At 49.1% G+C, this 23,965-nt stretch carries 19 protein-coding genes, 2 tRNA genes and 1 pseudogene; 7 read left to right on the top strand and 15 right to left on the bottom strand.

Annotation, left to right across the window (positions count from 1 at the left end; all coding sequences use genetic code 11):
• The first annotated feature begins 264 nt into the window (after nucleotides 1-264).
• The 3 genes from HMPREF2952_RS03585 (at nucleotide 265) to HMPREF2952_RS03575 (ending at nucleotide 1,681) form a co-directional block, all read left to right on the top strand.
• Nucleotides 265-1,416, top strand: coding sequence for a class I SAM-dependent methyltransferase (locus HMPREF2952_RS03585; RefSeq protein WP_049335342.1), 1,152 nt, complete (start codon nucleotides 265-267; stop codon nucleotides 1,414-1,416).
• Nucleotides 1,417-1,522: 106 nt separating this feature from the next.
• Nucleotides 1,523-1,599 (top strand) — tRNA-Met (locus tag HMPREF2952_RS03580).
• A gap of 6 nt (nucleotides 1,600-1,605) precedes the next feature.
• Nucleotides 1,606-1,681, top strand: a tRNA-Ala gene (locus HMPREF2952_RS03575).
• Nucleotides 1,682-1,820: 139 nt separating this feature from the next.
• On the opposite strand, the gene HMPREF2952_RS03570 is transcribed toward HMPREF2952_RS03575, so the two are convergent.
• The 6 genes and pseudogenes from HMPREF2952_RS03570 to HMPREF2952_RS03545 form a co-directional block, all read right to left on the bottom strand.
• Nucleotides 1,821-2,225 carry a ClpXP protease specificity-enhancing factor gene (locus HMPREF2952_RS03570; RefSeq protein ID WP_049335344.1) on the bottom strand — a complete coding sequence of 135 codons (405 nt, stop codon included), beginning with the start codon at nucleotides 2,223-2,225 and terminating at the stop codon, nucleotides 1,821-1,823.
• A gap of 11 nt (nucleotides 2,226-2,236) precedes the next feature.
• Nucleotides 2,237-2,842 carry a glutathione S-transferase N-terminal domain-containing protein gene (locus HMPREF2952_RS03565; protein ID WP_039861850.1) on the bottom strand — a complete coding sequence of 202 codons (606 nt, stop codon included), beginning with the start codon at nucleotides 2,840-2,842 and terminating at the stop codon, nucleotides 2,237-2,239.
• 214 nt (nucleotides 2,843-3,056) lie between these two features.
• Nucleotides 3,057-3,845, bottom strand: a complete 789-nt coding sequence (locus HMPREF2952_RS11400) for a cytochrome c1 (RefSeq protein ID WP_003748257.1) — start codon at nucleotides 3,843-3,845, stop codon at nucleotides 3,057-3,059.
• A 314-nt stretch (nucleotides 3,846-4,159) separates the two neighbouring features.
• A pseudogene (locus HMPREF2952_RS11395) lies at nucleotides 4,160-5,383 on the bottom strand (cytochrome bc complex cytochrome b subunit); the annotation flags it as partial.
• A gap of 18 nt (nucleotides 5,384-5,401) precedes the next feature.
• On the bottom strand, nucleotides 5,402-5,983 hold the full coding sequence (petA, locus tag HMPREF2952_RS03550) for a ubiquinol-cytochrome c reductase iron-sulfur subunit (protein ID WP_049335346.1): 582 nt from the start codon (nucleotides 5,981-5,983) through the stop codon (nucleotides 5,402-5,404).
• Between the two features lie 123 nt (nucleotides 5,984-6,106).
• The gene (locus HMPREF2952_RS03545; RefSeq protein ID WP_070695281.1) at nucleotides 6,107-6,856 is read right to left on the bottom strand and encodes a Nif3-like dinuclear metal center hexameric protein; all 750 of its coding nucleotides are present in this window, start codon (nucleotides 6,854-6,856) and stop codon (nucleotides 6,107-6,109) included.
• A 175-nt stretch (nucleotides 6,857-7,031) separates the two neighbouring features.
• Here HMPREF2952_RS03545 and HMPREF2952_RS03540 point away from each other — a divergent pair, with 175 nt between their 5' ends.
• Nucleotides 7,032-7,958 carry a LysR family transcriptional regulator gene (locus HMPREF2952_RS03540; protein WP_003748251.1) on the top strand — a complete coding sequence of 309 codons (927 nt, stop codon included), beginning with the start codon at nucleotides 7,032-7,034 and terminating at the stop codon, nucleotides 7,956-7,958.
• Nucleotides 7,959-8,032: 74 nt separating this feature from the next.
• Here HMPREF2952_RS03540 and HMPREF2952_RS03535 read toward each other — a convergent pair whose 3' ends face one another.
• From HMPREF2952_RS03535 to HMPREF2952_RS03515, 5 genes are all read right to left on the bottom strand, one after another.
• Nucleotides 8,033-8,683 (bottom strand): TIGR01621 family pseudouridine synthase, encoded by a 651-nt coding sequence (locus HMPREF2952_RS03535; RefSeq protein ID WP_049335349.1) that lies wholly within the window; start codon nucleotides 8,681-8,683, stop codon nucleotides 8,033-8,035.
• Nucleotide 8,684: 1 nt separating this feature from the next.
• Entirely contained in the window at nucleotides 8,685-9,263 is a 579-nt protein-coding gene (locus HMPREF2952_RS03530; protein ID WP_004518907.1) for a TMEM165/GDT1 family protein, read from the bottom strand.
• A 289-nt stretch (nucleotides 9,264-9,552) separates the two neighbouring features.
• Nucleotides 9,553-10,023: an antibiotic biosynthesis monooxygenase family protein gene (locus tag HMPREF2952_RS03525; RefSeq protein WP_004518910.1), complete on the bottom strand. Its 471-nt coding sequence runs from the start codon at nucleotides 10,021-10,023 to the stop codon at nucleotides 9,553-9,555.
• 39 nt (nucleotides 10,024-10,062) lie between these two features.
• A complete protein-coding gene (locus HMPREF2952_RS03520; RefSeq protein ID WP_004518911.1) occupies nucleotides 10,063-10,500 on the bottom strand; it encodes a cytochrome b in 438 nt (145 codons plus the stop codon).
• A 23-nt stretch (nucleotides 10,501-10,523) separates the two neighbouring features.
• Entirely contained in the window at nucleotides 10,524-10,979 is a 456-nt protein-coding gene (locus tag HMPREF2952_RS03515; RefSeq protein WP_039861854.1) for a hypothetical protein, read from the bottom strand.
• Between the two features lie 188 nt (nucleotides 10,980-11,167).
• Between HMPREF2952_RS03515 and HMPREF2952_RS03510 the strand changes: the two genes are divergently transcribed.
• Entirely contained in the window at nucleotides 11,168-11,572 is a 405-nt protein-coding gene (locus HMPREF2952_RS03510) for a MarR family winged helix-turn-helix transcriptional regulator (protein WP_049332004.1), read from the top strand.
• Nucleotides 11,573-11,637: 65 nt separating this feature from the next.
• Here the strand turns inward: HMPREF2952_RS03510 and dnaJ are convergent, their stop codons facing one another.
• A complete protein-coding gene (gene dnaJ, locus HMPREF2952_RS03505; RefSeq protein WP_004518914.1) occupies nucleotides 11,638-12,807 on the bottom strand; it encodes a molecular chaperone DnaJ in 1,170 nt (389 codons plus the stop codon).
• 468 nt (nucleotides 12,808-13,275) lie between these two features.
• On the opposite strand from dnaJ, the gene leuS reads away from it, so the two are divergent.
• Nucleotides 13,276-15,906: a leucine--tRNA ligase gene (leuS, locus tag HMPREF2952_RS03500; RefSeq protein WP_070695280.1), complete on the top strand. Its 2,631-nt coding sequence runs from the start codon at nucleotides 13,276-13,278 to the stop codon at nucleotides 15,904-15,906.
• 276 nt (nucleotides 15,907-16,182) lie between these two features.
• On the opposite strand, the gene HMPREF2952_RS03495 is transcribed toward leuS, so the two are convergent.
• The 3 genes from HMPREF2952_RS03495 to HMPREF2952_RS03485 form a co-directional block, all read right to left on the bottom strand.
• Nucleotides 16,183-17,472: a ferredoxin reductase family protein gene (locus tag HMPREF2952_RS03495; protein ID WP_070646351.1), complete on the bottom strand. Its 1,290-nt coding sequence runs from the start codon at nucleotides 17,470-17,472 to the stop codon at nucleotides 16,183-16,185.
• A gap of 518 nt (nucleotides 17,473-17,990) precedes the next feature.
• Nucleotides 17,991-20,606 (bottom strand): bifunctional acetaldehyde-CoA/alcohol dehydrogenase, encoded by a 2,616-nt coding sequence (gene adhE / locus HMPREF2952_RS03490; protein ID WP_049335351.1) that lies wholly within the window; start codon nucleotides 20,604-20,606, stop codon nucleotides 17,991-17,993.
• Nucleotides 20,607-20,922: 316 nt separating this feature from the next.
• Nucleotides 20,923-22,242: an MFS transporter gene (locus HMPREF2952_RS03485; RefSeq protein ID WP_070645613.1), complete on the bottom strand. Its 1,320-nt coding sequence runs from the start codon at nucleotides 22,240-22,242 to the stop codon at nucleotides 20,923-20,925.
• Between the two features lie 349 nt (nucleotides 22,243-22,591).
• On the opposite strand from HMPREF2952_RS03485, the gene HMPREF2952_RS03480 reads away from it, so the two are divergent.
• The gene (locus HMPREF2952_RS03480) at nucleotides 22,592-23,965 is read left to right on the top strand and encodes a Na+/H+ antiporter family protein (protein WP_070695279.1); all 1,374 of its coding nucleotides are present in this window, start codon (nucleotides 22,592-22,594) and stop codon (nucleotides 23,963-23,965) included.

Raw genomic sequence — 23,965 nt, 5'->3', positions numbered from 1 at the left:
CACTATAAGAAATTTTGGCAATCAGGTCAAATCAACCCTTTATCTGAAATGAAACACTAAACACTTAAAATTCAATAGCTTATATATACAAAAATGCATGACAAATTAATATGCTAGCCATTTTATATGGCATAAAACACCATATCTAGTATTGTTTATGTTTTTAAAATACTACATATAGTATTTTTACACCCGATTACCACCCCTCTCACAAGGGGCTATAATATACAAACAAATTCAAATTTTTTACATTATCTAACAGTCATGAAGCCACAACTCCCCCTTCCTTCCCCTGATGCACAAGCCTCTTCAGCACACCTGACCAAGCTTATAAAAAACGAAATTGAACAACATCAAAACTGGATACCCTTCTCCCGTTTTATGGAGCTTGCCCTTTACACACCTCAATACGGCTATTACAGCGGAGGCAGCCATAAAATCGGTACGGACGGCGACTTCATTACCGCCCCCACCCTCTCCCCCCTATTCGGACAAACCCTTGCCAAACAACTTGCCGAATTACTGCCGCAAACAGCAGGCAATATCTATGAATTTGGTGCAGGTACAGGTCATCTCGCTGCCACACTCTTGCAAAACCTTTCAGACGGCCTAAATCATTACTATATTATCGAACTATCAGCAGAGCTTGCAGAGAGACAACGCCAACATATTCTTGAACATACTTCCCCCGAAGCAGCCACAAAAGTCATCCACCTCACCACATTACCCGAACACTTTGACGGCATCATCATCGGCAACGAAGTATTGGATGCCATGCCGGTGGAACGCTTGATTTATCAAGATGAAGGGTTTCAACAAATCGGCGTGAGCCTAGAGAATGACGAGCTAATCGAAGCCATCAGACCATTGACCCAAGCCGAACTGATACAAACAGCCTCCTTGTACCTCCCTCCCCTCCATTCATACACAAGCGAGCTACATCCTGCACAATATGCCTTTATCCAAACCCTGGCCGCCAAATTGCAGCGCGGCGGTATGATATTTATCGATTACGGCTTCGACGCCGCCCAGTATTACCATCCGCAACGCAAAGAAGGCACATTTATCGGCCACTATCGCCACCACACCATCCATGACCCATTTTTCAACATCGGCCTGACCGATCTGACTGCACATGTCAATTTCACCGATATTGCACGCGCCGGCATAGAATCAGGTTTGGACTTAATCGGCTACCTGCCCCAATCTTATTTCCTGCTCAATCTCGGCATCACCGATTTGCTGGCACAAATCGGCAGCCCAGATTCAGTTGAATACATCCAAGCAGCCGCCGCAGTACAGAAACTGATACATCAGCATGAAATGGGCGAACTTTTTAAAGTGATCGCTTTTGGCAAAAACATCGATATCGACTGGGCAGGCTTTAGCCACGGCGATATTTGCCATAAGCTATAGCCTGACAACCTACTTTTTATTTTTTAAAAACAATAAGAAATAAAAAAAACCAAAATTAGCGCTTGCCAAATATTCAAAAAAAACTATAATAGCGACTTCACGAAACGGCGAATTAGCTCAGTCGGTTAGAGCAGAGGAATCATAATCCTTGTGTCCGGGGTTCGAGTCCCTGATTCGCCACCAAATTTCGGGGGTATAGCTCAGTTGGTAGAGCGCTTGCATGGCATGCAAGAGGTCAGCGGTTCGATCCCGCTTACCTCCACCACTAAACAAAAAAGCTCTTGTTAAACGCAAGAGCTTTTTTGTTTGGCTTAATTAATAACTGATTGCTCATTAATTTTGCCATTTCAATACCCAATCAATAAAGGCCGTCTGAAACATTTCAGACGGCCTTTTATCTTTAATTACTTCACAAGCTTCAATACTTTTTTCGGTTTTTCTTCCGCAGATTCAGCTTTTTTATCTTCGGCCACTGCAGCTTCGATAGAAGCAGGCTGATATGGTTCTACCTCAAACCCCATACCCTCTCCACTTTCGCGGCCAAATATACTGACAATATGACCGACCGGAATCCAAATCTCGTGCGCTACGCCGGAAAAGCGTGCAGAAAAATTGACCCACTCGTTGTCGATATTCAAGTTATGGCTGGCAGTAGGGCCAATATTTAAAACAATCTCATTGTCGCGTACATACTGCATCGGCACACGGGTATGTTCATTTACCCAAGCCACGATATGCGGTGTTTGGTTATTATCCAAACACCATTCATACAAAGCACGCAACAAATACGGTTTGGTTGAAGTTGCCATAGATCCGTCCTTTAACGGCGCATGGCTTTTTCAGCCGGTGTCAATGCTTCAATAAAGGCTTCGCGTTGGAAAATACGCTCGGCGTACTTCAGCAAAGGCGCAGCAGATTTACCCAGTTTGATGTCGTAATAGTCCAAACGCCACAACAGTGGAGATAAGGCAACATCAATCATGGAGAAGTCATCGCCCAAGATGTATTTGTTTTTAGTAAAAGACGGTGCCAACAGTGTCAAACCATTGCCAATGGCTTCACGCGCTTTGGCTTGTTCTTTATTGGTAGATTCAGGGTTTTCCAACACTTGCACCAAGCTGAACAATTCTTTTTCCATACGGTACAGTACCAAACGGCCGCGACCGCGCATAACAGGATCACCCGGCATCAACTGAGGATGAGGGAAACGCTCGTCAATGTATTCGTTGATGATGTTTGATTCGTGCAAAATCAAATCACGCTCAACCAGAACCGGTACTTGGTTATACGGATTCATCAAAGCCAAGTCTTCGGGTTTATTGAACACGTCCACATCTTTGATTTCAAAATCCATGCCTTTTTCATACAATACAAAACGGCAACGTTGGCTGAATGGACAAGTAATACCCGAATACAAAGTCATCATAATCTTCTACTCCTGATCAATCTTTTCAGACGGCCTTAAGCCTTATAAAAATTCAGAAAGAATTATACATAATTTCAAATACTTAATCCAGAAATTTAAAATAACACACTGTTTACATTAAGCAATTTTTAGATTTGCATTAATCCGACATAAATTGATTAAGCAAACAAAAAAGGCAAACCTGAAACAGGTTTGCCTTTTTGATTCAAAAGAATTAATGAACGTCTTTCCAGAATTCTTTTTTCAGGAAGTACGCCAACGGCAACATTACGGCAAACAGGAATGTCAAAACCATGTAACCGATACGGTGGCGTTGCAATTGAGCAGGTTCGCCCATGTATACCAAGTAGTTCACCAAATCGCGCACATAAGCATCGTACTCTTTTTGGATTACTTTACCATTAGGCAGACGACGGCTATGCAGACCGGTAGATTCCCAATACAGTTTAGGAGTCAGGTTGCCATGCTCGTCTTTAATCATAACGGGCTGACCTTTGGCATCCAATTCAACGGCTTGAACACCTTGTTGCTCCCACAATGGGTGAGGCATACTCGCGCCGGCCAAAACGGTATTGTTCCAACCGGTCGGACGAGTTGGGTCTTTATAGAAGCCGCGCATATAAGCGTACAGGTAGTCCGCACCTTTAGAACGGGCAATCAGGGTCAAATCCGGCGGAGGCGCACCCAACCATTTGGAAGCATCTTTCGGATCCATGGCCGCTACCATCACGTCACCAACGTTGTCTGTTGTGAACATCAGGTTTTTCTTGATTTCATCTTCAGTCAAACCGATGTCTTTCAGACGGTTGAAGCGCATACCACTGGCAGAGTGGCAAGACAAACAGTAGTTTGTAAAGATTTGCGCACCGTGCTGCAGACTGACTTGATCACGCAGGTCGATATCGACTTTTTCGTAGTTTGCATGGCCGCCGCTGGCGACGGCTGCACTCATAGGCACTGCCAGCAATAAGGCAGCAAACCAGTTTTTCAGAGTTTGTTTCATTTTCGCTGCCCTCATCAGATATTGGTTGCAAACAAGTAAGCACCAACAACGGTAATACCGACGTAAACAAAGAACATAATTTTTTGTTTAGTAGTGCTCATGGTTACGCGTTCAGGCGTAGCTTTTTCGCTATTAAACGCATTCAGGAATGGAATAGCTGCAAAGAAAACAGTGTAAGCCAAAACGAACGCCTTAACGATGTAATTTGGCAAGACTGCAACTAAATACAGGTTATAAATAATTAAAGCTGCATAAACAAACAGACTGATTAAATATTTAATACCACCAGCTTTTTCAGACAACCATTTAGGGTTTGTATGCAAAGGCATACCGATGAAGAACAAGAAATAGAATGCACTGAATGCACGAGCAAAAGCTGTACGAGTATCATCTGCTACCAATGCACCCAAAATTCCCAAGCCGATAAAAGATACAACAAACAACGCCAACATTACTTTGAAAGAGTTGTTGCGGTAACGAACAGATTTTACAGGTGACTTATCCAGCCAAGGCAACAAGGCAATCAACACAACTGCTGCACCCATGCCGATTACACCCCATACCTGAGTACCGGCAAAGGAAGGAATCGCACGCAGAATTGCGTAGAACGGAGTGAAGTACCATACCGGCGCAATGTGCGGAGGTGTTTTCAGCGCATTCGCTGCATCGAAGTTTGGCGCTTCGAGGAAGTAGCCGCCGCCTTCAGGTGCAAAGAACAACACAGAACAGAAGACAATCAGGAATACAACGACGCCCAAGATGTCTTTAACGGTGTAGTAAGGATGGAATGGGATACCATCGCGTGGAATACCGTTTTCGTCTTTGTTTTTCTTGATTTCAACGCCATCAGGGTTGTTAGAACCCACTTCATGCAGGGCGATGATGTGAGCCACAACCAAGCCGAGCAATACCAAAGGTACAGCGATAACGTGCAGGGCGAAGAAGCGGTTTAAAGTAACGTCGGAAACGTTGAAGTCACCGCGGATCCAAGTGGACAAATCAGGACCGATAACAGGGATGGCGGAGAACAGGTTAATAATTACCTGCGCACCCCAGAAGGACATTTGACCCCAAGGCAACAGGTAACCCATAAAAGCTTCTGCCATCAATGCCAAGAAAATCAGGGAACCGAAAATCCACACCAATTCACGAGGTTTTTTGTACGAACCGTAAATCAGACCGCGGAACATGTGCAGATAAACGACGATGAAGAAGAAAGATGCGCCAGTGGAGTGCATGTAGCGGATAATCCAGCCGCCGGACACGTCGCGCATGATGTACTCTACTGCAGTAAAGGCAGCAGGCAGATGGTAGGCGTTAAGGTTGCCGTCCGGTTTGTAGTTCATGGTCAGGAAAATACCGCTGACGATTTGAATTACAAGGACGAGCAGAGCCAAAGAGCCGAAGTAATACCAGAAGTTGAAGTTCTTTGGCGCATAGTATTGAGCCAAATGCTCATTCCACATTTTAGACAGAGGGAAGCGAGCGTCCATCCAGCCTAACAATGCTTTTGCTTTGCTATTGGTTTGGTTTGCCATAATTATCGTTCCTTATTTTTAGTCTTCGCCCACCAAAACAGTCGTATCGCTCAGATATTTGTAAGGCGGTACAACCAAATTGGTCGGTGCAGGAACACCTTTGTATACGCGGCCTGCCATGTCGAATTTCGAACCGTGGCAAGGGCAGAAGAAACCGCCTTTCCAGTCTGCACCCAAATCCGCAGGGGCAACGTCGGGACGGTAAGTCGGAGAGCAACCCAGGTGGGTACAGATACCGATAGCGACGAGGAGGTTCGGCTTGATCGAACGGTGCTCGTTTTTAGCGTATTCCGGTTGCTGATCCACTTCGGAATTAGGGTCTGTAACTGCACCATCCAAACTTTTCAAGTCTTTGAGCTGTTGATCTGTGCGGTTGACCAGCCAAATCGGTTTACCCTGCCATTCGGCAGTCAGCATTTGGCCTGCTTCGATTTTGCTGACATCCACTTCGACAGCAGCACCGGCAGCCTTAGCTTTCTCCGATGGGAAGAAGCTGGCCACGAAAGGCGTAGCTACGCCTAGAGCCGCCACACCGCCTGCACCGCAAGTAGCCAGTGTCAGAAAACGGCGGCGACCGTTGTTGATTTCTTGATTATCCATTATTCAGTCGTCCTAAAATTTTGGGAATACCGAGCCATTAAACAGCGTAATTCTACCTAGTTTGTTGTAATACTCAAAGCATTATTTAAAATAAGGTAAAGTTTTTATGATATTGCTCAATACTCAGGCAGGGTTGTTTTCATCAAAGTGAACCACTTCAATACCGAATTTTTCTGCCACAGCATCGCCTAAGGCGCGGACGCCGTAACGTTCTGTCGCGTGGTGGCCGGCACTGATAAATGCCACACCCGTTTCATTGGCAAGATGATATTGCGCTTCGGAAATCTCACCGGTCAGATACACATCGACACCTTCGTCTACGGCCGTCTGAAAAAATCCCTGCGCACCGCCACTGCACCAGGCAATGCGTTTGATTTCGCGTTCAAGATCGCCGATAACGGTCGGCTTGCGGTCAAATACCGCCTCAATGCATTCAGACAACTGCGCCAACGTTTGCGTGGTTTTCAGACGGCCTGTATTCAACAGGTTTTGCTCGCCGAATTGTTTTTCGAGCACCCAATCGAGTTTCTCAGCCAACTGTGCGTTATTGCCTAATTGCGGGTGTGCGTCCAGCGGCAGGTGGTAGCCCGCCATATTGATTTGGTATTGCAGCAAGGTTTCAATGCGTGCTTTTTTCCAACCGGTAATCGTGACAGGCTCGCTTTTCCAAAACATGCCGTGGTGAACCAAAAGCATATCCGCCCCCTGCCCTACGGCAAAATCGATTGCTGCTTTGCTGGCGGTAACCGAAGTGGCGATTTTGGCAATTTCTTCTTTGCCTTCGACCTGCAAACCGTTGGGCGCATAGTCCTTAAACAGCCAGACCTGCAATGTCTCATCGCACCAAGCCAGAATTTCGCGGCGTAAAGCCATATTCCGCTCCTTATATCTATCTTCAAAAACAGCTTCGCATTCTAACCGCAAAATCTGTTTATGCCTCAAATTCTTACATTCCGATTTCAGCAATCATTCCCAACATTAATCATTTGCACATCATCATGAATTATTTTAATATACACCACCTTACCCACAGGCCGTCTGAAAACACATGGACTCTATTATCGAATTGCGTCATCTCAAAACCTTGCTGGCTTTAGAAGAAACCGGCAGCGTTTCCCTTGCCGCCAAACGGGTTTTCCTGACCCAATCCGCCCTGTCGCACCAAATCCGCGCCTTGGAAAATTATTACGAAACGCCGTTGTTTGAACGCAAATCCACACCACTGCGCTTCACTCCGGCCGGTATGCGCCTATTGCAACTGGCGCGCGAGCTGTTGCCGCAGGTTGCTGCCGCCGAACGTGATTTGGTGCGGATTATCGAAGGCGAAGCGGGCGAACTCAGGCTTGCCGTCGAATGCCACACCTGCTTCGACTGGCTGATGCCTGCCATGGGCGAGTTCCGCCCCTTATGGCCGCAAGTTGAATTGGACATCGTTTCCGGTTTCCAAGCCGATCCGGTCGGGCTGCTGCTACAACACCGTGCCGACCTTGCCATCGTTTCCGAAGCCGAGCCACTCAACGGCATCAGCTACCGCCCTCTGTTTGCCTATGAAATGGTCGGCATCTGTGCAGAAGACCACCCACTTGCCGACAAAGATGTTTGGGAAGCGGAAGATTTTATCGACGAAACCCTGATTACTTATCCCGTCCCCGACGAAATGCTGGATTTGCCTAAAAAAGTGCTGCTGCCTAAAGGCATTAATCCGCCGCGCCGCCACAGCGAGCTGACCATTGCCATTATTCAACTGGTTGCCAGCAAACGCGGCATCGCCGCCCTGCCCTATTGGACGGTCATGCCGTATCTGGAAAAAGGCTACGTCGTCCATCGCAAAATCACTTCAGACGGCCTGCAAAGCAAACTTTATGCAGCCATTCGTACGGAAGATGCCAACAAAGGCTATTTGGACAACTTCTGCCAAATCACGCACGACCGCTGTTTTGCCGACTTGCCGGGTTTGAGCGAATTGGAAATGTAAACTTAAAACAAGCAAAAGGCCGTCTGAACAATTTCAGACGGCCTTTTTTAATATACACAAAAATCTCACTGCTTCTATTCGGATTCATCCGAACCCAAACACGCCGACAAATCGATTTCAGACGGCCATGTTTTATCGGGCGCAACCCGAATATCGAAATGCTCGCCGCGATAGTCGAAAACCAAACGCCAAGCGTGCAAAAACAGATGTCCCGCCTCATCGCCGCCATACAGCGTATCGCCCAAAATCGGACTGCCTATGCTTTTCATGGCCACGCGCAGCTGATGGGTTTTGCCGGTAAACGGTTGCAACACAAACAGGCGCAAACCGGGCTTCAGGCTTTGGCTGCTGAAACGGGTAACGGCAAAATTATCCTCGTCTCGCGTCAGCTTCCATGTACCGCGCCGCGAACGCGCCATACCGCCTTTCACCCAGCCCTGCTTTTTCGCCGGCTTGTGCGTACTGAGTGCCAAATACGTTTTACGCATAGTTTTCTCGGCAAACTGTGCCGACAAAGCCGCCGCGCTGTCGCGGTTGAGCGCAAACAGCAACAGGCCGCTGGTGGCCTTGTCCAAACGGTGAACCAGCCACACGCGTTCAACACCGAGCTGCTGCGCCAGCGAAGCGGTCAGGCAAACATCCCCTTCCGATTCGCTGTGCACCGATACGCCGCAAGGCTTATTAATGACCACAAAATCTTTGTGTTCAAAAACAATGTCCCACATTTCAGACGGCCTTCAACACGATACCGTCGCCAAGCAGGGTCAAAATACCCAGCAGGCAGAACAAGATACATGCGGCAATGCGCACTGCTTTGGCCGGAATCTTGCGCATCAGCATTTCGCCCAAATACACGGCAGGCACAGAAGCAATCATCAAACCGGCAATACTGCCGACCACGACCAGCAGGATAGATTGGTATTTTGCTGCCAAAAGAACTGTTGCAATCTGCGTTTTATCGCCGATTTCAGCCAAGAAAAACAGGACAACCGTCGCCGTAAATGCGCCGTATTTCAGCCACTTACCGTCAGGATCTTCGTCTTTGTCCGGCAATAGCAGCCACAATCCAACCGCAATAAAACTGCCGCCAACCACCCATTTCATGACTTCGGGCGAAATAGCGGATGCCAGCCAGACACCGAGTGCGGCTGAAACAAGATGGTTCAACAGGGTTGCAATAAAAATACCGGCAACAATCGCGTTTTTGTGGGCAAAACGTGCAGCTAAAAAGAGTGCGAGCAATTGCGTCTTATCGCCGATTTCGGCAATGGCAACGCCCAGCGTCGAGGAGAAAAAAGCTTCCATGATTTAAGATACTCAACCGAAAAGCGGGCAAACAAAAAGCGCTGTGCATACCGCCCGCAAGGGTATGGACAACGCTTACGTCTTGCCTGTCTTCCGATAAAGCAGAGAAGATACCGCTGCCACGGCCGCACAAGCCGATTATGTTGACAACGGTTTCGGCATTGCGCCGAATGGCTACTCCCGTAAGAGTGAAGCGCGAATTGTAAGGCAAACCATGGCTTGAAGCAACAGAAAGAAAAACAAAAGTCCGCCTGAAACCTGATTCAAGTAGGTTTCAGACGGCCTGCGATTACTTGCCGCATACTTCAAATTTACGGCCGAATCCTTTGCCATTGTATCTGCCAAAACCATGCGGCATATCGTTTTCAATCACTTTAAACAAACCCGGGCTGGCTGCAACCCCTTCAGGCATATTATCCGGCAGGGCCTGACGCATCTTGGCAGTAGCGGCTTTAAAATCTTCCATATTGCGCCAACGGGCTACGTTGACCAAATGATATTTACCGTTTGGATCTATATTTTGGTGCAGGCGCGTAGCTATATAGCCTGGCTGGGTTTTCAAAAAATCACGCGCTTTTTGCCAAGAAGCCAAAGCTTCGGCTTCTTTACCCTGCGGCACTTCAAAAGTATTAATGAGGACAACACTGTTTTGAAAGGCTTCACATTTTTCCTGCCACTGTTTGGCATTTGCAGTACAACCGACAGCGACAAAGGCAGTGGCGGCAGCGGCAATCAGAGCTGTTTTTTTACGGATATTCATATGGATAGTTCCTTATAGGTTTGAATTGATGTGAGATATTTAAACTCTTCCGAACATTCGGGGCATTACGGATTCGCCTTTGATGTAGTGGTAAACGACCATGCCGATATGTCCCAGAGACAAGAACAGCAACGAAAATGCCAGTGCTCCGTGAATCTGTCCTTCCTGAGTAATTTGTCTCATAACACCTGTGACTGGAACGGCAAGCATCAGGAGATACATTGCCCAATGTCCAAATTTGGCAGCCATACTGCCAACCGGTCGATTTCTGGACTGGCGGATTGCCCGCATCACACGCCAAGCAGACAATATCAGCAGAAGAAAGCCAACCGCTTTATGAGGATTAGTCAAAAACTTCAGACTTTCATCCATATTCCAAGCAATGGCGGTTGCAAACATAAACAGATAGCAGGCCGCCATAGTCCAATGCAGAAAGCGGGTTGTAGTGCCGTAACGTTGCGGAATATCAGGTTTCATGATGTTTTCTCTTAAATTAACAATTAAATGGATTTCAATTTGGGTTTACGGATAGAAAATCCGTCTTTCATGCTCAGTCCCAACAGCGTCAGATTAGCCACACCAGCAATCAGTTCTACGATTTGAACGATATAAAACACGCTGTCAAACTGTCCTGCGGCGGCGCGGCTGTTTAAGAAAAACGCGCAAGGCAGCAAAATCAACATTTCGTTGGCGGCGATGAAGGGCATACGGCGGCGTTTGGCGGCAATCGCAGTATGTTTGCTTTTCCCACCCATTTTCATGCCTGTTGCGCCTACGGTTGCCATGCAGGCAATCAACCCGAACAGCGCATAAACAATGGTTTGCTTCACGGCGGCGACGGTTTCGTGCGAGCCGAAGAGTTCGCTGAACACGGTGCTGCTCCAAAACGAAGCGATGAATAAAAATGCGCCCACCCCTGCGGCGGCGTGGATTTTGCGTAAAGTATTGCGGTTCATTATGGTTTCCTTGAACATTTAAGAGAGGTCGTCTGAAAGCATTTAAATAGCAAGCTATCGAGTTGAAATAAGTATAGCGTGCTATGAATTAAGATAGCAAGCTATATTTGTGATATGATCCGCAATAATCTGATTTTAAAGGAAACAAAGTGAACGAAGTTTTCAAAACTGAATCGGCAGGCTATTTGATGAACCATATTGCCCGCCAATTTGCCATTTTATTGAGCGAAGGCTTAAAACCACTGGGGATTGCGCCTGCACAATTTCCAATTTTGATCGAGCTATGGAATAAAGACGGCTTGAGCCAACAGGAATTAGTTGAGCGTGCCGATTTGAAGCAGGCAACGATTGCCAACACTCTGGCACGGATGGAGCGAGACGGATTGATTACACGGGAGCCTAATCCTGAAGATGCACGCAGCCGTTTGATTATGCTGACAGAACACGCGCGTGCTTTACAATCAAGCTCCACCGAAATTGCCAAAGCCATCAACCAAGAATCCTTGGCTGATCTGTCTGCAGACGAGCAGAAACTGTTTTTGGAAATGGCACAGAAAATTATATTGAAACAACAAAAGATGATAAAAGTCTGAAAAATATAAAAAAGGCCGTCTGAAACTCAATGTAAACAGGTTTCAGACGGCCTTTTTCACAGCGATTAATTATCGGAGAACAAATCGCCTACTTTTTCGCCTACTTTTTCCCAAAACGATTTTTTGCGCGGGGTTTGGCTGAGATTGAGGCCGGAGGAGATTTTTTCAAATTCTTCCAGCAACTCTTTCTGACGGTCGGTCAGGTTAACCGGTGTTTCAACCAAAATGTGGCAGTACAAATCGCCGGTCGAGCTAGAACGCAGAGACTTGATGCCTTTGCCTTTCACGCGCATACGGCGGCCGGTTTGCGTTTCTTTCGGAATGTGCAGTTTGACTTTGCCGTCCAAAGTCGGCACTTCGACTTCACCGCCCAATGCGGCAATGGCAAAGCTGATCGGCAGTTCACAATGCAGGTCTAAGCCGTTGCGCTCGAAGATTTTGTGCTGTCTTACGCGGACATTGACGTACAAATCGCCTGCCGGCGCGCCGTGTTGACCCGGCTCGCCCTCGCCGCTCAAACGGATGCGTTGACCGTCGTCGATGCCTGCCGGAATGTTGACTTCAACCGTTTTGCTGGTTTTGGTGCGGCCTTCGCCACGGCATTTGACGCAAGGATCTTTGATTTCTTTGCCTGTACCGTGACAAGTCGGACAAGTCTGCTGCATTTGGAAAATGGCTTGGCGGACGTGTACCGTACCTGAGCCGTGACAGGTCGAACAAGTCGATGCGGATGTGCCCGGTTTGGCACCTGAGCCGTGGCAGACATCACATTCTTCATAAGTCGGAATGTTGATGCGTTTTTTCACGCCTTTGGCGGCTTCTTCAAGCGAAATCTCTATGCCGACCTGCAAGTCTGCGCCGCTGTAATCCGGCTGACGGCCGCCTGAGCTGCCGCCACCGCCGAACATTTGGCTGAAAATATCGGAAAAATCGAAGCCTTGCGCACCACCGAATCCGCCTTGGCCGCCAAAACCGCCAAAGCCACCGAATCCGCCCGCACCTGCGCCCTGTTCGAACGCGGCATGGCCGTATTGGTCGTACATGGTACGTTTTTCCTTGTCAGACAAGGTGTCGTAAGCTTTTTGGACTTCTTTAAATTTTTCTTCCGCTTCTTTGTTGTCAGGGTTGCGGTCGGGATGGTATTTCATTGCCAGCTTGCGGTAGGCTTTTTTGATTTCATCGTCGCTAGCGCTGCGGGCAACACCAAGGGTTTCGTAATAATCTTGGGTACTCATAGTTTGATAGTGTTTTGAATAAATTTGAACTGGGTCGGATATGTGGGCGGAAGGTAAAAAACTCAAGTCGATATTTTTAAGGCCGGCTGAAAATTTTGTTTCAGACAGCCTCCCTCGCCTTGTCAAAACATGATAATGGCCTTAAAGTGAAAGAATATTTGACCCTATACCGCTGTTTTATATTAGAAAGATTTTCTTCCTTGATAAAAAAGTTGCTTCCTTTTTATGCCTGATGCTGATGGCGGCCGTTGCCAGACTTACCGTTAACCGTTTCATATCTAGGCCGTCTGAAACCCTGTTTTCAGACGGCCTTTTGATTGTTTGCGTTCTTCCATGTCAAAACAAACGGGAAACAACAATGCCAAAGCGGTTTGACATGATGTTACGACACAAGCAATCCGCTTCTGAATCCGCTATAATCTGCGTTTGATTTTATTTTCCAACGCCTTTTGTACAAAGCGAAACATCATGCAAGAACATTACCAACCCGCCGCCATCGAGCCTGCGGCGCAGAAAAAATGGGATGACGAGCGTATTTTCAACGTCTCCGAAGACGCTTCCAAACCCAAATACTACTGCCTCTCCATGTTCCCCTACCCCAGCGGCAAGCTGCACATGGGGCATGTGCGCAACTACACCATCGGCGACGTATTGAGCCGCTTCAAACGCTTAAACGGCTTCAACGTCATGCAGCCTATGGGTTGGGACGCGTTCGGCATGCCGGCGGAAAACGCGGCGATGAAAAACAACGTCGCCCCCGCCGCTTGGACGTACGACAACATCGAATACATGAAAACCCAGCTCAAAAGCCTGGGTTTTGCGATTGACTGGGAGCGCGAAGTCGCTACCTGCAAACCCGAATACTACCGCTGGGAACAATGGCTGTTTACCAAGCTGTTTGAAAAAGGCATCGTCTATCGCAAAAACGGCACGGTGAACTGGGACCCGGTCGACCAAACCGTATTGGCCAACGAGCAAGTTATCGATGGACGCGGCTGGCGTTCGGGCGCGTTGATTGAAAAACGCGAAATCCCGATGTATTACTTCAAAATCACGGATTACGCCGAAGAGCTGCTCAACGATTTGGACAAGCTGGAACACTGGCCGGAACAAGTCAAAACCATGCAGCGCAACTGGATCGGCAAATCTCGCGGTATGACCGTGCGCTTCGCCGTTTCAGACGACAGCAAACAAGGCTTGGAAGGCGATTACGCGAAATTCCTGCAAGTTTATACCACCCGTCCCGACACGCTGATGGGCGCGACTTATGTTGCCGTTGCCGCCGAGCATCCGCTGGCAACCGCCGCAGCCGCCGACAAACCCGAATTGCAGGCATTTATCGCCGAATGCAAAGCCGGTTCGGTTGCCGAAGCCGATATGGCGACGATGGAGAAAAAAGGCGTGCCGACCGGCCGCTATGTCGTCAATCCGCTTAACGGCGACAAGCTGGAAGTGTGGATTGCCAACTATGTATTGTGGGGTTACGGCGACGGCGCGGTGATGGCTGTTCCGGCGCACGACGAACGCGATTTCGAGTTTGCCACCAAATACAATCTGCCGAAAAAACAAGTCATTGCCGTCGGCGACAACGCATTCGACGCAAACCAATGGCAAGAATGGTACGGCGACAAAGAAAACGGCGTATTGGTCAACAGCGGCGACTTGGACGGCATGAATTTTCAGATGGCCTTTGACGCCATCACCGCCAAGCTGCAAAGCCAAGACGCTGGCGAACCGAAAACCCAATACCGCCTGCGCGACTGGGGTATTTCACGCCAACGCTACTGGGGCTGCCCGATTCCCATCGTCCATTGCGAAAAATGCGGTGACGTACCCGTCCCAGCCGACCAACTGCCCGTCGTTTTACCCGAAAACGTCGTACCCGACGGCATGGGTTCGCCGCTGGCAAAAATGCCCGAGTTTTACGAAACCACCTGCCCATGCTGCGGCGGCGCGGCAAAACGCGAAACCGACACCATGGACACCTTCATGGAATCGAGCTGGTATTTCTTCCGCTACATGTCTCCTCAATTCGCAGAAGGCATGGTATCGGCAGAAGCCGCGAAATACTGGGGCTCGGTTGACCAATACATCGGCGGTATCGAACACGCGATTCTGCACCTCCTGTACGCGCGCTTCTTCACCAAACTGATGCGCGACGAAGGCTTGGTCAATGTTGACGAACCGTTCGAACGCCTGCTCACGCAAGGTATGGTCGTCTGCGAAACCTACTACCGCGAAAACGCCAACGGCAGCAAAGACTGGATCAACCCTGCCGATGTCGAGCTGACTTTCGACGACAAAGGCCGCCCTGTTTCCGCTGTTCTGAAAGCCGACGGCCTGCCTGTCGTCATCAGCGGCACGGAAAAAATGTCCAAATCCAAAAACAACGGCGTCGATCCGCAAGAGCTGATTAACGCCTACGGCGCGGATACCGCCCGCCTGTTCATGATGTTCGCCGCACCACCCGAACAGTCCCTCGAATGGAGCGACAGCGGCGTCGAAGGCGCACACCGCTTCCTGCGCCGTCTGTGGCGTACTGTTTACGAATACCTGAAACAAGGCGGCGCGGTCAAAGCGTTTGCAGGCAGCCAAGATGGTTTGTCTAAAGAACTCAAAGACCTACGCCACAAACTGCACGCCACCACCGCCAAAGTCAGCGATGACTACGGCCGCCGCCAGCAGTTCAACACCGCCATCGCCGCCGTGATGGAACTGCTCAACCAATACGACAAAACCGACACCGGCAGCGAACAAGGCCGAGCCGTCGCCCAAGAAGTATTGGAAGCCGTCGTACGCCTGCTGTGGCCGATTGTGCCGCACATCTGCGAAACCCTGTGGAGCGAATTAAACGGCGCGAAACTGTGGGAAGCAGGCTGGCCGACCGTCGATGAAGCCGCCTTGGTTAAATCCGAAATCGAAGTGATGGTTCAAGTCAACGGCAAACTGCGCGGCAAAATCACCGTCGCCGCCGACGCCTCCAAAGCCGACCTCGAAGCCGCCGCACTCGCTAACGAAGGCGCAGTGAAATTCATGGAAGGCAAGCCTGCGAAGAAAATCATCGTCGTTCCCGGACGCTTGGTGAATATTGTCGTCTAAACCGCTTTTAAGGTTTAGCCACACGGATAAAGGCCGTCTGAAACTTGGAAACAGGTTTTCAGACGGCCTTTTATTTTTAAAACCGTTATTTCCTTGAATTGTAAGGTTTACCATTAAATTAAAGTTATGAAGATATTTTTTGAACCATCGTATTCAAATGAAGACCTTAGCTTTGATAAAAACTAAGGTTTAGACGAATAAAGAAAGGCTGAGACCTTTGCAAAAAAGCCCTTCCCACGACAGCCTAAATCCAAACAAAGGTCTCATCAGGTTCATTTAGCGGAATTCAAACAGCTCTTGATGCAATGAGCGTGTCTTAAGTTTTCCTGCAATACTGTTTGTAAAGCTACGACTACCACAAAGCCATAGACTGCGGGTTTCACTATTCTGAACGCTTTGTACAATATGATCAGCTGATAATCTTTGGGTTTCAGAAGGAATATAGTGGAATGTAACATTCGCTTGTTGAGCCAAATCTTTCCATTGGTTGATTATTTCTGCAGATAAATTTCTATCGGCATGGAACCAGTCAATTTGTTGATTGGATGGTTGTTTGGCTAATTCTTTGAGCCTTGCAAGGAAAGGCGTAAAACCAATACCGTTACTCACCCAAATTTGTTCATTTTTATCTGAAAAATTGAAGCGGCCATATGCACCATCAATTTTAACGGTATCACCGATGTTCAAACGTTGAGACAGACGATGGGTGTAGTCGCCCAAGTCTTTGATGATAAGATTGATTTGTTGATTTTCAGGATTCCAGTTTGAAGCGATGGTAAATGGGTGGCTTTCTCCATGTGCACGTAAAAAGAGGAATTGACCGGCTTGGTGTCCCTGCCATTTTGGCGCATTCAGGGTAAGTGAAAGCAGGGAGCCGTTTTGGTTCATGGCAGTTACTGTTGCGGTTTGCGGTTTACCAATGCGTTTAAAGAGGGCGAGGAGGGAACAAATACTACTGAAGAATAGGGCGGTAGCCAGCAACCAGCCAAGTGGCTGAGCCCAGTAAGCAAAGTTTGCCAATACGATGGTGTGCCATACGAGTGCAATATAGACAGGGACAATTAAGATGTGAAGTTTGGCAAACCAACGGTAGGGAATAAGTTTGATCAGTGCGATAACCAATAAGACGACTGCAACGTAAAAAGCAATCTCACCCACTTCTTCAGCAAAATGGCGCTGGGTAACTAACCAATCTTTTAAAGTCAAGACTTCCTGCATCGGTGGGCGCGGTGGCTTTTTGCCGTCAAACAGACCGAGCTTTACCAGCCATTTGGGGAATTGCTTACTGATCCAATGCAGGATACTGCCTGAAAGGGCAATGATGCCCAACCATTTATGCAGGCGGTACATTTTATCCAATCCGCCAAATAGTCCTTCCAACATTTTGGGACGTACTGCAAGAATCATACAAGCACTCATGGCCAGTATGCTGATGCTGCCGGTGAACTGTAATAATAGGTTACGTACGGGAAATACGCCCCACTTGTCTGGAAATGGCGTGGCAAACAGCCATAAAGCGGATATGCCGACTAAAAAGGCAAATAAGGTAAATTTAATATTTTTCATGGTAGTGTTTGTGAAATTAAAATATAAAACAGTTGGTGCTTGTTTTAACAGGACTAAGTATATCTTGGAAAAATTAGGCCAAAATTATCGATAAAGTGCTTCCTGTATTCATTGTTAGGGCTTAAAACGCCAATGTTGGTATGCTCAGCCTTTCTTGTCGTTGATAGTTTAAAGTGGAACATTATTTAATAAATTCCACCACTTCGCGTTTTTGGGTGAGGCTCTTACTTGCGATAGCCAAATGCTGCCATCACACTTAACTTAAATTCTTGGGGATCAAACAAGCCTTTTTCTGCCAATAATGTATCCATTTTGGCATGAGGGAAACCTTCAACAGTGGGAAGCGGTCGATGTGTTTGGCAATCATGGCTTGGGCAGTTTACTGGAAGAAAGTACTCATGAGAAATCCCCTAAATGTCTTGGTGGAAATTTAGGGGATTTTGGGGAATTTTGCAAAGGTCTCAGGCCGTCTGAAACCCTATATTCAGGTTTCAGACGGCCTTTTTAACTACCCTATTTTATTCGCCGTAGTAGGCTTTGGTCAGGATTTCTTCCATATCGGCCACCATCGCGAGGCGTGGGTTGGCCGGGGTGCATTGGTCTTCAAAAGACATCATGGCCAGCTCTTTTCTGCCATCGAGGAAGGTTTTCTCATCGATGCCCTGCTCTTTAAACGACATTTTGATGCCGACGTTGACCGCCAGTTCGTGGCAGGCGCGGGCGAAGGATTCTACGCCTTCTGCCGGTGTGCTGCATGGCAGGCCTAAGGTACGGGCGATTTCCTGATATTTCAGGTCGGCTTTGTAGTAGTTGTACTTCGGCCAAGTGGCGGTTTTCTGCGGACGCGTGCCGTTGTAGCGGATGACGTGCGGCAGCAGGATGGCGTTGGCACGACCGTGCGGAACATGATATTTGCCACCGATTTTGTGTGCCATCGAGTGGTTGATGCCTAAGAACGCATTGGCAAACGCCATGCCTGCGATGGTGGAGGCATTGTGCATATGCTCGCGCGCTTCAGGATCGGCCGCACCGTGTTTGTAGGAGCGTTCGAGATATTGGAACACGAGCTTAATGGCTTGCAGGGCGAGGCCGTCTGTAAAGTCGTTCGCCAGTACGGAAACGTATGCTTCTACGGCGTGGGTCAGTACGTCCAAACCGGTATCGGCGGTTACACCTGCCGGAACTGTCATGGTAAAAGCAGGATCGACAATCGAAATGGTCGGTGTCAGTGAGTAGTCGGCAATCGGATATTTTTTGTCGCCGTCGCTGATGACGGTAAACGGCGTCACTTCGGAGCCTGTACCCGACGTGGTAGGAATGCCGATAAATTTGGCTTTGCGGCCCAATTCAGGGAAACGGAATGCGCGTTTGCGGATGTCCATGAATTTTTGCACCAAGTCTTCAAAATCGACTTGCGGCTGCTCGTAGAAGAGCCACATGGCTTTGGCCGCGTCCATCGGCGAGCCGCCGCCCAGCGCAATAATGGTGTCCGGCTGGAAGCTGCGCATCAAATCCGTGCCTTTATAGACGGTTTGGACGCTCGGATCGGCTTCAACGTCAGTAAACAGCTGGATGGTCACTTTGTTTTTGCGTTGATGCAGTTGATGGGTGATTTTATCGACAAAGCCCAGGTCAACCATCGAACGGTCGGTCACAATCATGACTTTTTCGCAGTCTTTCATGTCTTGCAGATATTGGATGGAATCGCGTTCAAAATAGATTTTGGCGGGCACTTTGAACCATTGCATGTTGTTTCTCCGACGGCCTACTTTTTTGATGTTTAACAGATTGACTGCGCTGACGTTGCCGCCGACGGCGTTTTTACCGTAAGAGCCGCAACCGAGGGTCAGAGAAGGCAGGAAGGCATTGTACACGTCGCCGATGCCGCCGAAGGTGGAAGGCGAATTCCAAATCACGCGCAGCGCTTTGACGCGGGAGCCGAACGTTTTGACCAATTCTTCGTCGGCGGTATGGATGGCGGCGGAGTGTCCCAAGCCGTCAAAGGCGACCATTTCTTCGGCGAACTTCAAACCTTGTTCGGTCGAATCCGCCTTAATCATGGCCAAAACAGGCGAAAGTTTCTCGCGGGTCAGCGGCTCGTTCGGGCCGACTTCGCGGCATTCGGCGATGATGATGTTGGTTTTTTCAGGTACCTTAAACCCAGCCTGCTCGGCAATCCATGCCGCCGGTTTGCCCACTACCGCAGAATTGAGTTTCGCCCCGCCGCAGCTGGCGCAATTCGCCGTTACGCCGAAGATAAACTCTTCGAGCATGGCTTTTTCTTTTTTGTTGGCGAAGTACACGCCGTAGGATTTGAACTCTTCGGCCAACTCTTTGTAAATCTCTTTATCGGCAATCACCGCTTGCTCGCTGGCGCACACCATGCCGTTATCGAAAGATTTCGACATCACAATATCGTGCGCCACCTGTTTGATGTCCGCCGTTTTTTCAACATAAGCAGGTACGTTGCCCGCCCCGACGCCGAGCGCAGGTTTGCCGCAAGAATACGCCGCTTCCACCATCGCATTGCCGCCGGTCGCCAAAATCGTTGCCACGCCCGGATGCTTCATCAGCGCGGAAGTGCCTTCCATAGACGGTTTTTCAATCCACTGGATACAGTTTTCCGGCGCGCCGGCCGCAATTGCCGCATCGCGCACAATACGCGCGGCATGGGCGGAACACTGTTGGGCGGACGGGTGGAACGAGAAAATAATCGGATTGCGGGTTTTCAGCGCAATCAGGGATTTGAAAATGGTGGTGGAAGTCGGATTGGTCGTCGGCACAATACCGCAAACCACGCCGACCGGATCGGCGATTTCGGTAATACTGGTTACATCGTTTTCGCTGATGACGCCCACGGTTTTCAAATCGCGCAGGCGGCGCACGACGTTTTCGCAGGCAAACAGGTTTTTCGTCGCCTTATCCTCAAACACGCCGCGTCCCGTTTCTTCGACCGCGTGCATGGCGAGTACACCATGTTTGTCCAGCGCGGCGATAGAGGCTTTGGCAACAATAAAGTCAATCTGCTCCTGATCTAGCTTAAGAAACTCGTCCAATGCCCGTAAACCCTTGTCAACCAGGCTGTTTACCTCGGCTACGGCTGGGCTGACGACGTTGTCGGCTGATGCGTTCATGGTGTATCTCCTTAATAAAAGGTGGCAATAAGGTCAATAAATTTTCACTACGATAACTATAGGTAATTTAGTTACATTTTGCTTTGACCTAAATCACAAACCATGATTGAACTTTTCAGACGGCCATTTTATCGTTTATTCATTTTAATTCTTTGAAGTATAATATTTTTATCTATACGAAAACAAAGACGGTTATTCTTCGTCGCTTTCCTCAGTAATTAAGATAAAAACAGAAAATTGATGTATTAAAATTACAGACGCAAATAAAAAGGCCGTCTGAAAATATTTTTTCAGACGGCCTTTTTTGCTTTGCCTTTTATTGGCTGATGTCTTCCAGCGTACGGCCTTTGGTTTCTTCACCCAATACCAAGATTACCGCCACAATCAGCAGCATAACCAGGGCAAACATCATAAAGATATTGCCGAAGCCGCCGCTATTGCCTACCATCGCCGCTACTACCATGGGGGCGAGTATGCCGCCGATACGGCCGATGGCGCCTGCCCAGCCGGATGCGAAGGCACGGAAGCGCAAGGGGTAGAGTTCGGGGGTGTAGGTGTACAAAACGCCCCATGCGCCCAAGTTGAAGAAGGACATCAGGCTACCCCAAACCATGACTTCGGCCGCAGTGGTGCTTTGCCCGAAAAACCATGCGCACACGGCGCAAGCGGCCAGGAAGCCTGCCAGCGTTGCTTTGCGGCCGATTCTCTCCACCAAAGCCGCGGCAGCTATATAGCCGGGCAGTTGCGCAACAATCATCACCAACACATATTCAAAGGTTTTGACCACGGTATTGCCCTGCTCGACCAGCAGTTTGGGCAACCAAGTAAAAATGCCGTAATACGAAAACACGATGCCGAACCAAACCAGCCACAGCATCAGCGTGCGCCGTGCAAACGGATGTTGCCAAAGTTGGAAGAAGCGGATGCGTTCACGCGGGGCGGCCGGTGCGGCAACGGCTTCTATCGGAGGCGTTATGCCCGATTGAATTTCCAGCGCGGATACTAAATGGTGCGCTTCGTTGGTTTTGCCGCGGGAAAGCAGGTAAGGCACGGATTCGGGAACGAATTTCAACACCAACGGCACATAAAACAGGGGCAAGGCGCCAAATAAAAACGCGCTGTGCCAGCCGGTCTGCGGAATAAAGAAATAAGACACCAGCGCGGCTGAGAGCCAGCCCAAGCCCCAAAAGCTTTCCAGCAAAACAATAAAACGGCCGCGTACTTTCGGCGGCGCATATTCGCTGACCAGCGACACGGCGACGGGCAGTTGACCTCCCAAGCCGACGCCGACAAAAAAGCGGCACACCAGCAAAACCGTCAAATCAGGCGCAAGCGCGCACAAACCTGTGGCAATGCTGTACACCACCATCGTGCCGGCAAAAACGGTTTTCCGTCCGAACCTGTCCGCCAGCCAGCCGCTAAATACCGCGCCCAAAGCCATGCCGACAAAGGCAATGCTGACAATCCAGCCTAACTGCGCCGGAGCCAACGCCCAATCTTTGCCCAAAGCAGGCAATACAAACGACACCAAGCCTGTATCCATGGCATCAAACAGCCAACCTATGCCGACCAAGACCAGAAGTTTGTAATGAAATCGGGAAGGCGGCAGATTGTGCAGCCGTGTCAGAATATCCATAGTTTCTTTCCTTTGTTTGCGTATTATTGAATTGGGTTTTATCAATAAATGCTTTAATTTCAGTAACAAACCTAAAACCAAGACATTGTATCGATTTTAACATTGGTACCATATGCAAAGAATAGGAAGCGCGTGTTTTTTAGATATTTTTATCGCCAGAACCGCACGCCCTATTAAAACTCTGAATAAGGGTTAACGGCAGGCCGTCTGAAACCGATGCTCCGGGTTTCAGACGGCCTGCCGTTTTTTGCAAAGGCTTCATGCTTGGGTTATGATGTTTATTTGTAATATGTAAACAGATGATTGCCTGTTTTTACATAACAGGCCGTCTGAAACAACGGAGAACGATATGAATGCGGTTGTAATTGCGGTCATCATCATGCTTGTGCTGTCTTTATCGCGCGTGCATGTGGTGCTCAGCTTGGCTGTCGGCGCGTTTGTCGGCGGCTTGGTGGCCGGTATGCCTTTGGAAAATGTAACCAACGCGGCCGGCGATGTGGTGCAGCAAGGGATTATTCCTGTTTTTAACGAAGGCCTGAAAGGCGGGGCGCAAATCGCGCTGTCTTATGCCATGCTCGGCGCGTTTGCCATGGCCATCACGCATTCCGGCCTGCCGCAACAGCTCGCCGGCGTGATTATCCGCAAACTCAACGGCGGTGAAGGCAATGCGAAAGGCGAAGGCGCGGTCAAATGGCTGCTGCTGGCGATTATTTTGTGCATGGGCGTGATGAGCCAAAACGTTGTGCCGATTCATATCGCGTTTATCCCGATGATTATTCCGCCGCTGCTGTTGGTATTCAACCGTTTGAAACTCGACCGCCGCTTGGTGGCCTGCGTGATTACGTTTGGTTTGGTAACGACTTATATGTTTCTGCCTTACGGTTTTGGCGCCATCTTCTTGAACGACATCATGTTGGGCAATATCCGCTCGGCAGGCATGGACACCAGCGGCATCAATGTGATGCATGCAATGGCGATTCCGGCTTTGGGCATGGTGTCCGGCTTGCTGCTGGCCTTTTTGCACTACCGCAAGCCGCGCATTTATCAAAACAATACCACTGACACGGAAGACAACCGCGCAGCAGTGCAACAACAAGAGCCTTCAACCTATCGCAGCTTGGTGGCGGCCGTGGCGATTACCGTGTGTTTTGCCATTCAGCTTTCGTACGATGGTTCGCTGGTATTGGGCGCGATGTTGGGCTTTGCCGTGTTTATGATGTTGGGCGTGATGAACCGCTCCGCCGCCAGCGATGTGTTCGGCGAAGGCATCAAAATGATGGCGATGGTCGGCTTTATTATGATTGCGGCGCAAGGTTTTGCCGCCGTCATGAACGCGACCGGCGAGATTCAGCCTTTGGTCGAACACAGCATGGCTTTGTTCGGAAGCAATAAAGGCATGGCCGCCTTTACCATGCTGTTTGTCGGCCTGCTGGTAACCATGGGCATCGGCTCGTCTTTCTCCACCTTGCCGATTATTACCGCGATTTATGTGCCTTTGTGCATCAGCTTGGGCTTCTCCCCAATGGCTACCGTGGCCATCGTCGGCACGGCAGGCGCGCTGGGCGATGCGGGTTCCCCCGCTTCCGACTCGACACTCGGTCCGACCATGGGTTTGAATGCCGACGGTCAGCACGACCACATCCGCGATTCGGTTATCCCGACCTTTATCCACTACAATATCCCGCTGATGGTTGCAGGCTGGATTGCCGCGATGGTGCTGTAA

The organism is Neisseria sp. HMSC068C12 (assembly GCF_001814095.1).
In the GTDB taxonomy this organism is placed as follows: domain Bacteria; phylum Pseudomonadota; class Gammaproteobacteria; order Burkholderiales; family Neisseriaceae; genus Neisseria; species Neisseria perflava.
This window is presented reverse-complemented; position numbering and strand designations above follow the sequence as displayed.